The organism is Caproiciproducens sp. MSJ-32 (assembly GCF_018918055.1).
Taxonomy (GTDB): domain Bacteria; phylum Bacillota; class Clostridia; order Clostridiales; family Clostridiaceae; genus Clostridium.
The window spans coordinates 18,023-32,283 of record NZ_JAHLPS010000042.1; the positions used below are offsets into that span (position 1 = coordinate 18,023).

The following is a 14,261-nucleotide window of genomic DNA, read 5'->3' on the forward strand; positions in this document are numbered from 1 at the left end:
GTAGGAAGGTATGATAGATACAGCCTACTTCTTAGCACTTATTCTAGTATTTTTAAGAATAGTATCTTTTTTAGGAATATCAAATGTATTTTTTCCGACAGGAACTCCAAATAAACTTAAGGTTTTTATTGCACTAATTCTTTCCTTTTCTTTGCTTGGAGGAATTGATTACACAAGTGTAAATGAGATTACAAGCAATTATTATTTAATTACATATGTCATATCAGAAGTATTAACTGGACTAATATTTGGTTTAATTGTGGATATATCATTCAAAATAATTGTTATGGCAGGTAGTTTATTAGATTTACATATTGGATTGAGCATGGTTAACATAATAGACCCTAATAGTAAAGTTAATACGACCTTAAGCGGAAATTTACTACATTCTATTGGGCTGATCATTTTCTTTATTGTTGATGGTCATCATTTGTTGATAAAATCTTTATTAGAAAGTTTTACTTTATTGTCTCTAGGCAAAAGCCTATTATTTGCAGAAAATATTATGACCATTATTGGAATAATAGTGGAGTATTTTGTAATAGGATTGAAAATAGCAATACCAATAGTATTGATTATCATATTAACAGATTTATGTATGGGGCTGATTTCAAGGGCAGTTCCCCAAATAAACGTAATGATTCTTGGTATGCCTGTGAAGATGCTTGTTGGAATAATTGCAATAGCTTTATCTTTACCGGTAATAATAAAAATTATCATTAGTAATATAAGCTATATACCTGATATTATTAGAAAAATCATAACCGCAGTTCCCTTCGTATTCTTTATTGCTTCTGATGAAAAAACAGAGGAGGCAACTCCTAAAAGAAAAAGTGATGCAAGAAAAAAGGGACAGGTAGCTAGAAGTAAAGATGTAAGTTTAGCTATAACTTTTATAGCTTCAATATTTGTAATAATTTTGCTAAGTAACAGAACTGTGGAAGCTTTTAAACAGAATATCATTTACTTTCTTTCAGAAGCAGCTTCAATACCGCTGACAGATGGAACTATTCAAGGTCTAAGTGTATTTGTTTTAAGTAAAATGGCAATAACCTTACTGCCTATTGTTCTTCCTATTATGATAGCTGGAGTTGCTGCAAGTTTGATGCAGACAGGTTTTTTAGTAGTAAAGGATGCAATTAAACCTTCTTTAAATAAATTAAATCCTATTAGTGGATTTAAAAATATGTTTTCTAAAAGGTCAGTATTAGAGTTAGTTAAAAATCTTATATCTATTTCGGTTATAATTTATATGGCTTATTCCTATATAAAAGATAATTTTTATAAGATTCTTAATATCGGTAATTTATATCTTCCAACAATGGGAGTAGAGGTTAAATCATTATTATTAGGTATTTTTTATAGGATAGCAATATTTGTTGTGGCTGTAGCAGCTATAGATTATTTAGTACAAGTTTTACTTCATAAAAAAGAATTGAGGATGACAAAGGAAGAAATAAAGGAAGAATATAAACAAATGGAAGGAGATCCTCAAATTAAATCTAAGATTAAACAAAAACAAAGAGAGATGTCTAGAAGGAGAATGATAAATTCTGTAGGAGATGCTACTGTTGTTATAACAAATCCAACACATTTAGCTGTGGCAATAAAATATGAAGAAGGTAAAATGGAAGCACCGCAAGTTGTGGCAAAGGGAGCAGAGCTTCTTGCTTTAAAAATAAAGGAAAAAGCAAGGGAAAATGATGTACCAATTATTGAAAATAAGCCCTTGGCAAGAATGATATACGAACAGGTAGAAATAGATAAATTTATACCACAAGAAATGTATCAAGCTGTTGCCGAAATATTGGCTATGGTATATAAATTAGATAAGAAAAAAGAGCTAGAGGATAAAGAAGGATGGGATGAGGTTGAAATTTGATATAAAAAAGAATACAGATGTTTTAGTTGCATTTGGTGTATTAGGTATTGTACTTATGATAATAATACCTCTACCTACAATTATTTTAGATATTTTATTAGCATTTAATATAACAATATCTGCCGGTATATTAATAATGACTATGTTTACAACTCATGTACTACAATTTTCAATATTTCCTACATTACTGCTTATAACTACTTTATTAAGATTAGGCTTAAATATTTCATCTACAAGACTTATTTTAAGTCAAGGAAATGCAGGTGACATAATTGCTGCTTTTGGTGACTTTGTTATTGGTGGGAATTATGTTGTTGGTATTATAATATTTATAATTATTGTTATTATTAATATGATGGTAATCACAAATGGTGCCGGCAGAGTAGCTGAAGTTTCAGCAAGATTTACCTTAGATGCTATGCCTGGTAAGCAGATGAGCATTGATGCTGATTTAAATGCAGGTATAATTGATGATGCTACTGCAAGAAAAAGAAGGGAAGACCTTCAAGCAGAAGCGGATTTTTATGGAGCTATGGATGGTGCTAATAAATTCGTTAAAGGTGATGCAATAGCAGGTATTATTATTACATTAATAAATATAATTGGTGGAATAATTATAGGTGTAATGAGTGGTAAGGGAATTCAAGAAGCAGCTTCCCTTTATACACAATTAACGGTAGGAGATGGATTGGTTAGTCAATTGCCTGCTTTATTAATATCTACAGCATCAGGTATTTTAGTTACTAGAGCTGGAAGTTCAGAAAATTTTGGTAAGACCTTTACTAAACAACTTACAGCCTTTCCAATAGCAATGGTTATAGTTTCTGCCTTAATGCTTGCTTTAGCTATAATACCATCAATGCCAAAGATTCCTTTTACTTTGGCAGCTGTATCTTTTGGATATCTGGCATTTATATTAATGAAAGAAGAAAGAAAACAAGAAGAAATGGCAATGGCACAAGCAGAGGAAGATACTACAGAACTTGAAAGAAAAGAGCCTGAAAATGTTATGAATTTAATCTCAGTTGAGCCAATGGAAGTTGAAATTGGATATGGTTTAATACCTTTGGCAGATGAATCAACTGGAGGAGACCTTCTTCAAAGAATTGCATCTGTTAGAAGGCAATGTGCTATTGAAATGGGAATAATTGTACAACCTATAAGAATTAGAGATAATCTTCAATTAAAAACAAATGAATATGTAATAAAAATTAGAGGAACTGTTGTAGCTTCAGCAGAATTAATGCCAAATATGCTTTTATGTATGGATCCTACTGGTGATAATACAAGAATAGAAGGAATTAGGACCATTGAACCTACTTTTAACCTGCCTGCAGTTTGGATAAATATTGATAAGAGAGAAGAGGCAGAGATACAAGGGTTAACAGTAGTTGATCCTACAACTGTTATGGTTACTCACTTAACAGAAACAATTAAAGCTCATTCTTATGAATTATTAGGAAGACAGGAAGTTCAATTAATAGTTGATAATACAAGAGAAAGATATAGTGCTGTTGTAGATGAGCTTATACCTGATCTTATGACAATAGGAGAATTACAAAAGGTATTACAAAATCTTTTAAAGGAAAAAGTGCCAATAAAGGACATGGTAACAATTATGGAATCTTTAGCAGATAACTCAAGATTAACTAAAGATATTGAGTTATTAACTGAATATGTTAGATTTGCCTTGGCTAGAGTTATTTGTAATCAAATAATAGATGAAAATAGAACAGTTACAGTAGCAACTCTATCTCCACAAATTGAAGAATTAATTGCAGCTAATACTCAAAAATCAATGCAAGGTTCATTTCCAGCAGTAGATCCAGATACAACTACAAGGATACTTCAAGCTATTAGGGATGTTATAGATAGAATTAATTTTTATAATAATCAGCCGGTAATATTAGTTTCGCCAAATATCAGGCCAGTATTTAGAAAGCTAATAGAAATGGTATATCCTCATATAATGGTTGTATCTTTAAATGAAATTCCAAATGATGTACAAATAAGAACTGAAGGAGTTGTATCATTATAATGGTAATAAAAAAGTACTTAGTAAAGGATATGAATGAAGCTCTTACAAGAATTCGTTATGAAATGGGTAAGGATGCTATTATTATTAGTCAAAGAAAAATTAAAAAGCCAGGTTTTTTTGGATATTTTAAACCTAAAATGATAGAGGTTACAGCTGCTTTAGAAAATAATAAATTAAACTTAAATAGCAAGCAAAAGAAAAGTGATGAATTTGACATAAATGAATCTATAAACAGCCTTAAGCAATTAATGAAGGATAAATCAAAGGATATTAATAGTAATTTAGATAGCAAGAAAGAAGATATAGCTGTAAGTCCTGCTGTTATTGATGACAATATTAAAGATGAAGTAAAAGAAATAAAGGAATTATTAAATAAAGTTATAAGAAATACAACAAAGGAAAAAGAAGATGATGAGATATTAAATTATTTAAGGGAAATTGATGTTGAAGAGGATTTGCTTAAGGAATTATTAAATAGGGAATATGATACTGTAGATGAATTTAAGGAAGATTTTAAGAAACTTATAAAGAATGATGTAAAAATAATTAATGAAAATTTACAAGGTAAGGTAGTATTAGTGGGACCAACAGGAGTTGGAAAAACTACTACTATTGCGAAGTTAGCTGGAAGACTTGCTTTAATTGATAAAAAGAAGGTAGGTTTAATAACAATTGATACTTATAGGATTGGAGCAGTTGATCAGTTAAGGACTTACGCAGAAATTATGAATATTCCCTTTAAGGTAGTAATAACATTAAAAGAAATGGAAAGTGCAGTAGAAGAATTAAAAGATTGTGATATTGTATTGATAGACACAACAGGAAGAAGCAGCAAGAATACTATGCAAATTTCAGAATTAAGAGCTTTTATTCAAAAGATTACACCTGATAGTACAATGCTTGTAATAAGCGGAACTACTAAGAATAGAGATATAGATGTAATATTAGATGGATATAGGGAACTAAATTATGAGAGGTTAATAATAACTAAGTTAGATGAAACTATAGCTTATGGATGTATTTACAATATAGCTAGAAAGTCAGAAAAACCAATAGCCTATATTACAACTGGGCAAAATGTACCAGACGACATAAAATGCCCATCCTTTGATGAAGTTGAAAAATTAATACTAGGGGAGGAAAGCATATGTTAGATCAAGCTGAAAGCTTAAGAAAACTAGCAAAAGGAGAGCCCCTAGCATATAATACAAGAAAAACAAAAATAATTACTGTTACTTCTGGAAAAGGTGGAGTAGGAAAGAGTAATTTTGTGGTTAATTTATCAATAACCCTAGCTCAAATGGGAAAAAGAGTTCTTATTTTTGATGCAGACATTGGTATGGGAAATGATGATGTACTAATGGGGATTTATCCAAAATATAATGTATTAGATTTAATAAATGGAAATCTCTCAATAGAAGAGGTTATTGTGGAAGGTCCTGGAGGTGTAAAGCTTTTGCCAGGAGGCAGCGGCTTAAATAATATTGAGGATCTTCAGCAAAATCAAAGGGATTTATTTTTAAGAAAGATAGAAATGCTTGAAGGTTTTGATTATATATTTATTGATACAGGTGCTGGTATAAATAGAAGTGTTCTTGCTTTTATAGCTTGCTCAGATGAATTTATATTAGTTACTACTCCAGAACCAACGTCTTTAACAGATGGATATAGTTTATTAAAAGCTGTTAATCATTTTAAAATTAAGGATAAGGGGAATATTGTTGTAAATAGGATTATAGATAAAAATGAAGGAGATAATACTTATAATAAGTTTCAAGCTGCTGTAAATAAATTTTTATCGATCAATGTTAACTATTTAGGTTTTGTATATGAAGATAGAAAGTTAATTTCAGCCGTAAGGGAACAAAAGCCTTTTGTAATTTCAAATCCTAATTGTGATGCAGCAAGGTGCATAAGAAATATTGCAGAAAAATTACTAGGAGAAGAAAAAGAAATAAAAGGTATTGGAGCAAGGGGATTGTTTAAAAAGCTATTTAGTATTTTTAATTAGGGGGAGTGTAAGTGGAGAAATTGAAATTAGAGATTAATAATAAACTTGAGGTTTTATATGATAAAAAGAATTATAAATCTGTAATTCAAGATATTAGGGAAAAAGAAGAGGAAATATTAATCTCTATTCCAGTTTTAGATGGAGAATACTTAACTTTGGCAACAGGTACAATTATAGAGCAAATTTACTATGGTAATAATAATATTTATCAATTTAAAACTAAAATTTTAGGAAGAACAAAGGAAAGAAATTTATCATTATATAGATTGAGCTTGCCTTATGATATTAAAAAGATACAAAGAAGAGATTATGTCAGAGTAAATTTTGTTAAGATAATCAATTATATAAATGCAAAGGATATAGAAAATGAGAAATACAAAAAGGCCTTGCTGCTTGATTTAAGCGGTGGTGGAATGAGAATAAAAGTAGAGGAAAAGCTTGAAAAAGATGATATTATTTTGGCAAAAATAGTTTATGAGAATTCTATAATAAATGTAAATGGAAAAGTTATTAGGGTAGAAAGAACAGAGGATAATAAATATATTTGTGGAATTATTTTCTCCGATATTAATGAAAGAACAAGGGAAGAGATAATAAAAATTGTTTTTAAGGTAATGAGGAAACAAAGGGAACTTATTTAAGGAGGTTAAAATATGGAAGCGAAAAGTCCATTAATTCAAAAGGAACAAATAGTTGAAAAATATATACCATTAGTTAAATATTTAGCTTCAAGAGTTAGTTTTGGAAAAACGAAATATTTAGAATACGAAGATTTAGTTGGATATGGAATTATTGGACTTTTAGATGCAATTAATAGATATGATCCTAGTAAAGGTATGAAATTTTCATCTTATGCAACTTTAAGAATAAAAGGAGCAATGATAGATGAAATAAGAAAGCATAGGCCAATTTCTAAAGGGGCAATGGATAAATTAGTTAAATATAATGAAGCTATTGATAGACTGCAAAATACTTTGATGAAAGAACCTACTCTTGAGGAAATAGCTAGCGAAATGAATTTGACTATAGATGAAGTTTCACATATTGAAAATTATATAAATTATATGTCTGTAACATCTTTAGAAGCCATAATCTATTCTGATGATGATGATTTAACGGTTATGGAAACACTTGAGGATAAGGATAGCATATCACCAGAAGAATCCTTAGAAAACAAAGAGAGAATAGAAATTTTAGAGAAGGCTATAGAACAGTTAAAAGAAAAAGATAAATTAGTATTAAACTTATATTATTATGAAAAACTAACTTTAAAGGAAATTGGAGAAGTATTAGAAGTATCAGAATCAAGGGTTAGTCAGTTACATAGCAGGGCAATTAGAAATTTAAGAGCAATTATGAAGAAAATTAATTATATTTAAGGAGAATTTTTATGTTTCCTTGGTTAATCATTTTAATAGGAATAATAATTATAATATTAAATATTAGAGGATTATATAAAGATAATAATAAAGCTGTTAATAATGAGCAGGAAAATTTCAATGAAATATTAAGAAAAGAAGAAGTTAACAATGATAGGGATTATGATAAAGAAATAATTGCCATAAGAAGGGACCTGGCAGAAACAGTATTAGATTTGCAAAAAGAAATTGAAGAATTAAGAGCTTCATTAAATTATTTTATAAGGTATAATAAAATTGATAAATTAGACGATAATATTAATGTTGGAGAAATTAAAAAGGATAATAATAAAATTAATAACAATGAAAGCATAAATTTAAATGAAAGTGTTATTTCAGAAATAAATTTTTCACATAAAGAAAATAAAAGCAATAAGGAAGATAAGGCTCCAAAAGAAGATAATAAAGATGATAAGCTTAAAAGAGTAAAGGAACTTTTAGAAGAAGGCTTAAGTGATGAGGAAATTTGTAACAAGTTATCAATAGGCAAGGGGGAAGTATTATTAATAAAAGGATTGCTAAAATAATAGAGATAATATTAAATCTTTTAAAAGATAAAAAAATTCTTATTGGAATAGGTATTGGAATGATTCTTACTTCTTTGTTAATGTTCGGATTTACTAATAAAGAACTTTCTGATAGTGAAATAGAGGAAAGAGCAAGAAAAATGGGAATGCATTTTGAAGATGAATGTAAAGTAATATTTGAAGGGAATGAGAGCAATGATTAGAAGTTTATATACATCGGTTTCAGGATTAATAACTTTAGAAAAACAACAAGCTAACATAACTAATAATATAGCAAATGCTAATACGATAGCTTATAAGATGGATAATTTAGTTAGTAAAAGTTTTGATGAAGTTATGATTCAAAACAGAGATAAAGTGCTTGGGGGAAGAAATGTAACTCAAAAGTTGGGAAAAATAAGTTTAGGTTCAGCCATTGATACAGTTACTACTTCCTTTACACAAGGATCATTAAAAAACACAGATAAGAAAACAGATTTTGCAATCGAAGGAAGAGGCTTTTTTGTAATTCAAAAAGGAAATGAAGCAGTATATACAAGGGACGGTAACTTTAAAGTTGCAAGTGATGGATTTTTAGTAAATACAAGAGGAGATAGGGTTTTAGGTATAAATAAAAATACTGGAGCTTTAGAAGCAATTTTTGTTGGGAATAATGAAATAGTATTAGATAATGACAATAATTTATTTGTTGGAAATACTGCAACTCATACTTTAGCAACTGCAGATTTTGAAGATTATAGTGCTTTGGAGAAGATAGGAGATAACTATTATAGAGGCGAAAATCCAATTTTAAATGCTGATGTAAATATAACTCAAGGAGCTTTAGAAACTTCTAATGTAAATATTGCAAATGAAATGATTAATATGATGACCACAATGAGAAACTTTGAAACAAATCAAAAAATGGTTCAAATCATTGATGAAACTTTAGCTAAGGCGGCAAATGAAATTGGATCAGTAAGATAGTAGGAGGAAGGATATGTTAAGAACGTTATGGACAAGCAGAGCTGCAATGAATGCCAATCAGGAAAAAATGAACGTTATATCCAATAATATGGTGAATTCTACAACAACAGGATATAAAAAGCTGGAAGTTGCTTTTAAGGATTTACTTACAGAATCATTAAATAAAAAAGGTGTTCCTTTAAATGATAAAACTGCCTTAATAGGAATTGGATCAAGGACTGCTGGATTATACAGAGATAATACCCAAGGAGTATTGCAAGAAACAGGTATTAATACTGATTTAGCTATAGATGGGGAAGGATTTTTTAAAGTTATTTTATCAAATGGACAAGAAGCTTATACAAGAGATGGTTCTTTTAAAATTGATGCCTCAGGAAAATTAGTTGATGCTAATGGAAATATTCTTGCCCTTGATTATGTTAATGGATTTTCAAGTGAAAATGTTAGTTTTACTTCAAGTAATCTTTTAATAGATACAAGTGGACAGGTATTTATAAAGGATGGAGATAATTTTACAAAAGTTGCAGATCTTCCTCTTTATATGGCTATGGGGGATAGTTCCTTCATATCTATTGGTAACAGTTTATATTATCCTGCTGAAGGGGTAGAAGTTGAAAGAAGTACTAATGCGGATATTTATCAAGGAATGCTTGAAGGCTCAAATGTAAATTTAGCAGAAGAAATGGCAGAATTGATTGTAACACAAAGAGCTTTTCAATTAACTTCGAAGGGAATTACAGCTGCTGATGAAATGTGGCAGATGATAAATAACATGAGAAGGTAAATTAATTGATAGTTGACAATTATGGACTATTTTTATTTGATAAAAAAGAAACCGTTGCATTTTGCAACGGTTTTTTTTACATAGTTTCTATTGCTGCAGTTATTGGAGGTACAACTTGTTTCTTTCTAGATAGAACTCCATCAAGGAAGGCTGAGTTATCCTTTAAAGTTACCTTAAAGGCTTTTTCTACTATTTCTGGTTTAGAACCAGCAACAAGGACTTCCGAACCTTCATTTAAGATATCAGTAAGAAGTAACATTACCATATCTAAGCCAGCTTCTTTAGCTTTATTATTCATATAAGCAAGCATTTCTTCCTTAAGAGGCATAAAACCTTCAATATCCATTGTATTTACTTGAGCGATACCAACCTTAGTATCACCAATATTGAATGGTTTATAATCTTGGTTGAATATTTGTTCTACAGTTTTTCCCTTTAAGGAAGTTCCAGCTTTAAACATTTCCTTAGCAAATTCCTCAATATTTATGCCGGCAATGTCTGCAAGTTTTTCACAGATATACTTGTCAGTATTTGTGCAAGTAGGACTTCTAAATAAAAGGGTATCAGAAATAATTGCACCGCATAAAAGTCCTGCAGCTTGTTTAGAAGGTCTAATTCCATTTTCAAAGAAGCATTTACCAACTATTGTTGACGTACTTCCTATAGGTTCACTTCTAAAGTAAACTTGACCACTAGTTTGAATATCAGCAATTCTATGATGATCTATAATTTCTAAGATTTCTGCTTCATCACGACCATCAACTGATTGACCTCTTTCATTATGGTCAACTAAGATAAGCTTCTTTTTATAATTTGATATTAAGTGATATCTTGACATAGTACCAAGTACTTTGCCATCAACGCTTATAACAGGATAGCTTCTGTATCTTGTTTCTAGCATAACTTTCTTTACATCTTCAACTAAGTCATCAGTAGAGAAGGTAACTAAGTTATCCTTTATCATTACATAACCAACTGGGATGCTTTGAATTATTAGTCTAGATGTAGTAAAGGAATCGTGAGGTGTAGATATAATAGTAATATTAGCTTTTTTAGCTTTTTCTATTATTTTATCACTAGGTACATGAGACCCTGTAACAATAATTAGAGATACCTTCAAATCAAGTAAAGCATCTTGAACTTCTTCTCTATCTCCAACTATAGCAATATCGCCTTCTTCAATATGATTTTCCATACTTCCAGGTTTCATAGCACTTACAACTATTTTACCAGGGAAATGGTTCACTTCTGTGCTAACATATACTGCTTTAGCTGATAAAGTATCAATAATATTTTCTAAAGTTGTATTACTTTTTGCTAATATTTTATTATCCCATATATCCATATAACATGATGTTAAGTTTGATATTGCTAAAACACCAAGTAATCTATCATTTTCATCTGCTACTGGTAAAGTCTTTATATTTTTATCTTTCATTATATTCCAAGCAGTTTTTAATGATATATCTGGAGATACTGGAGTTATTCTATCAAAATCTAAGTCTTCAACTTTTAACTTTACTGTTGTAAGTAATTTAGGAGCTTCAACTCCAAAGTAATCAAGAATAAATTGAGTTTCCTGATTAACATTTCCTAATCTGCATGGTATTGCAGGTATTTTTCCCGTTTTATTTTTAAATTCCGCATATCCATAAGCTGCACATATAGAATCGGAATCTGGATTCTTATGTCCAGTTACGTAAATAACATCTTTCAAAATTTACCCTCCTTTGTTCTTTAAAGCATATATGAATATTCTATATTTATATTTTTGATTTGTAAAGTCATCATTTCAAACTAACTGTTGAATTATGTTGAAAATTATGTAAGAAAAGTCATAAGTTATACAGTATTTTCAAAATAATTAATTCATAACTTTTATTTAACTAAATATAATATATAGAAACCATTATAAGGAGGATAAATGGTGATACAGGAGAAAGAATTTTCACATGGACTAACTACCAAAGAAGCAAAAAGAAGGCAAGAAACTTATGGATTAAATGAAATATCACACAAGAAGAAAAAATCGCCACTATTTATATTTTTATCTCAGTTTAACGATTTAATTGTATGGATATTAATAGGTGCAACTATTATTTCCGGTTTAATGGGGGATAGTGCAGATGCTATTACTATACTTATAATAGTATTTGTAAATGCAATAATGGGATTTGTCCAGGAATTTAGAACGGAAAAATCTTTGGAAGCATTAAAGGAACTAGCTGCTCCAACCTGTAAAGTTATTAGAGATGGCGTGCTTAAAGTAATAAATTCCATTGAAGTAACCATAGGAGACTTAGTTGTTTTAGAAGCAGGAGATAGAATACCAGCTGATGGAACCTTTATTGAAGCTTCTTCAGTTATGGTGGATGAATCTCTTTTAACAGGGGAATCTGTTGGAGTAAGCAAAGAAGCTAAAAAGGGAAAGAATTTAGGCTATATGGGTACAACAGTATTAAAAGGCAAGGGCTTATTATTAGTTGACAGCATTGGAATGAAAACTGAAATGGGAAAAATAGCAAATCTTTTAGATAATATTGAAGAAGAGAAATCCCCTTTAAGAGAAAGATTAGATTCTTTAGGAAAAGTTTTAGTGGGATTATGTTTAATTATTTGTGCCATAGTTACAGTTCTTGGAATTATAAGAGGAAATGAAATTGGAGATATGTTTCTACTTGGTGTTTCATTAGCTGTTGCAGCAATTCCTGAAGGTCTAGCAGCAATAGTAACAGTTGCATTGGCTCTAGGAGTTTCAAGAATGCTTAAGAAAAATGCATTAGTAAGAAAGCTTCCAGCTGTAGAAACATTAGGCTGTACTTCTGTAATTTGTTCTGATAAAACAGGAACTTTAACCCAAAACAAAATGACTGTAAAAGAAATATATATGAATGGAAGAATATATGATTTAGAAAAAGAAGAATTAAAAAATCATTCTATTCTAATGAAGGCCCTCGTTTATTGTAATGATTGTAATTATGATTTTAATGTTAAAAACATAGATAAGGCTTTATATGGGGATCCAACAGAAACTGCTTTGATAAAAGCTTTTTTTGATGATGTTAAAAAACTAAAAGATTTTCTTTCAAATATAATTAGGGTATATAATATACCTTTTGATTCAACTAGAAAAATGATGACAGTTGTAGTAAAAGAAGCTGGTAGAGAGGTCTGCTATGCAAAAGGAGCTCCAGAAAGAATTTTAGAAAAATGTACTCATATATTAGAAAATGGTACTATTAAACCATTAACTATACAAAAAAGAAGACAGGTTTTATCATATATGGATTCAATGTCCAACAGGGCCTTGAGATGTTTAGCTGCAGCTTATAAGGAAAAAAATATTGTTCATAATGAAGATTTAGAAAAAGATTTTATATTCCTAGGAATAGCAGGCAGCATGGATCCTCCAAGACCTGAAGTTAAAGATGCTGTATTAAAATGTAAGCTTGCTGGTATTCAACCAGTTATGATTACAGGAGATCATAAAAATACGGCTTTGGCGATTGCTAAATCTATTAATATTTGCAATACTGACAAGCAAGCAATAACAGGAGAAGAGATAGAAAAATTAAGTGATGAGGAACTTACAAGAAAAGTTAAAGATATAAGAGTATTTGCTAGAGTTTCTCCTAATCACAAATTAAGAATAGTAAGAGCCTTTAAGAAAAATAATAATATTGTTGCAATGACAGGAGATGGAGTTAATGATGCCCCTGCAATTAAAGAAGCAGATATAGGGGTTGCTATGGGAATATCAGGTACAGATGTAACTAAGGAAGCTGCATCAATGGTTTTAATGGATGATAATTTTGCTACAATTGTATCAGCAGTAGAGGAAGGAAGAATAATATATGATAATATAAGAAAATTTATAAGATACTTATTATCTTGTAATTTAGGTGAAGTTTTAACAATGTTTTTAGCTTCATTATTTTATCTGCCAAATCCATTAACGCCAATTCAAATACTATTTGTAAACCTAGCAACAGATGGACTACCTGCAATTGCTCTTGGGGTAGATCCGCCAGACAAAGATATTATGCGCCAGCCGCCAAGAGAAAAAGGAGAAAGCATATTTGCAAGAGGATTATGGTCTAAAATAACTGTTAGGGGAGTATTAATTGGTGTTTGTACATTACTTGCTTTTATAACAGGAAGATTTAACAGATTTGATTTAGTAACCTGCAGGACTTTGGCTTTATGTACACTAGTAATGTCACAGCTTTTCCATGTATTTGAATGTAGGTCAGAGAGACATTCTATATTTGAAATAAAATTGTTTACAAATCCTTATCTAGTTGGAGCTGTTATGGTTTCTATGTTAATGGTTGCTTGTATATTATACATTCCATTTCTATCGAGAGTTTTTGACACCGTAGCATTAAATTTAGCTCAATGGGGAATTGTATTATTCTTTTCTGGAACGATCTTCTTAGTAAACAGCACATATTTATTAATTAGGTCAAAAGCAAAAAGATAGGATCTTAAGAGGAACTGGCTTAATCAGTTCCTTTTCTTTTATTTTCTTGTAAATTAAATAAAAGTTTGTTATATTTTATATAGCAAAAATTAAAGTAAAGGTGCACAGGGTATAATTTATATTTAACATAACTGTTACAGTTCCTTGTGAAC

Annotated in this window: 12 protein-coding genes; 11 read left to right on the forward strand and 1 reads right to left on the reverse strand. The window is 29.9% G+C overall.

The window, feature by feature from the left end; translation table 11 throughout:
• Positions 1–10: 10 nt before the first annotated feature.
• The 10 genes from KQI16_RS05185 to KQI16_RS05230 are packed head-to-tail and all read left to right on the forward strand — an operon-like array spanning position 11 to position 9,626.
• Positions 11–1,882: a fused FliR family export protein/FlhB family type III secretion system protein gene (locus KQI16_RS05185; RefSeq protein WP_216432637.1), complete on the forward strand. Its 1,872-nt coding sequence runs from the start codon at positions 11–13 to the stop codon at positions 1,880–1,882.
• Positions 1,866–3,920: a flagellar biosynthesis protein FlhA gene (gene flhA, locus KQI16_RS05190; RefSeq protein ID WP_216432638.1), complete on the forward strand. Its 2,055-nt coding sequence runs from the start codon at positions 1,866–1,868 to the stop codon at positions 3,918–3,920. Before KQI16_RS05185 ends, flhA begins: the two co-directional genes overlap by 17 nt.
• On the forward strand, positions 3,920–5,074 hold the full coding sequence (gene flhF, locus KQI16_RS05195) for a flagellar biosynthesis protein FlhF (RefSeq protein WP_216432639.1): 1,155 nt from the start codon (positions 3,920–3,922) through the stop codon (positions 5,072–5,074). Before flhA ends, flhF begins: the two co-directional genes overlap by 1 nt.
• Positions 5,068–5,931: a MinD/ParA family protein gene (locus tag KQI16_RS05200; RefSeq protein ID WP_216432640.1), complete on the forward strand. Its 864-nt coding sequence runs from the start codon at positions 5,068–5,070 to the stop codon at positions 5,929–5,931. Before flhF ends, KQI16_RS05200 begins: the two co-directional genes overlap by 7 nt.
• Before the next feature lie 11 nt (positions 5,932–5,942).
• A complete protein-coding gene (locus KQI16_RS05205; RefSeq protein ID WP_216432641.1) occupies positions 5,943–6,572 on the forward strand; it encodes a flagellar brake protein in 630 nt (209 codons plus the stop codon).
• A 12-nt stretch (positions 6,573–6,584) separates the two neighbouring features.
• Positions 6,585–7,310 (forward strand): FliA/WhiG family RNA polymerase sigma factor, encoded by a 726-nt coding sequence (locus tag KQI16_RS05210; protein ID WP_216432642.1) that lies wholly within the window; start codon positions 6,585–6,587, stop codon positions 7,308–7,310.
• Positions 7,311–7,321: 11 nt separating this feature from the next.
• Complete coding sequence (locus KQI16_RS05215; protein WP_216432643.1) at positions 7,322–7,876, forward strand: hypothetical protein; 555 nt, start codon at positions 7,322–7,324, stop codon at positions 7,874–7,876.
• Between the two features lie 59 nt (positions 7,877–7,935).
• A complete protein-coding gene (locus KQI16_RS05220) occupies positions 7,936–8,079 on the forward strand; it encodes a hypothetical protein (RefSeq protein ID WP_216432676.1) in 144 nt (47 codons plus the stop codon).
• Positions 8,072–8,842 (forward strand): flagellar hook-basal body complex protein, encoded by a 771-nt coding sequence (locus KQI16_RS05225; RefSeq protein ID WP_216432644.1) that lies wholly within the window; start codon positions 8,072–8,074, stop codon positions 8,840–8,842. Before KQI16_RS05220 ends, KQI16_RS05225 begins: the two co-directional genes overlap by 8 nt.
• A 13-nt stretch (positions 8,843–8,855) precedes the next feature.
• A complete protein-coding gene (locus KQI16_RS05230; RefSeq protein ID WP_216432645.1) occupies positions 8,856–9,626 on the forward strand; it encodes a flagellar hook-basal body complex protein in 771 nt (256 codons plus the stop codon).
• 76 nt (positions 9,627–9,702) lie between these two features.
• Here the strand turns inward: KQI16_RS05230 and KQI16_RS05235 are convergent, their stop codons facing one another.
• On the reverse strand, positions 9,703–11,343 hold the full coding sequence (locus KQI16_RS05235; protein ID WP_216432646.1) for a putative manganese-dependent inorganic diphosphatase: 1,641 nt from the start codon (positions 11,341–11,343) through the stop codon (positions 9,703–9,705).
• Positions 11,344–11,553: 210 nt separating this feature from the next.
• Between KQI16_RS05235 and KQI16_RS05240 the strand changes: the two genes are divergently transcribed.
• Entirely contained in the window at positions 11,554–14,109 is a 2,556-nt protein-coding gene (locus tag KQI16_RS05240) for a calcium-translocating P-type ATPase, SERCA-type (RefSeq protein WP_216432675.1), read from the forward strand.
• The last annotated feature ends 152 nt before the right edge of the window (positions 14,110–14,261 follow it).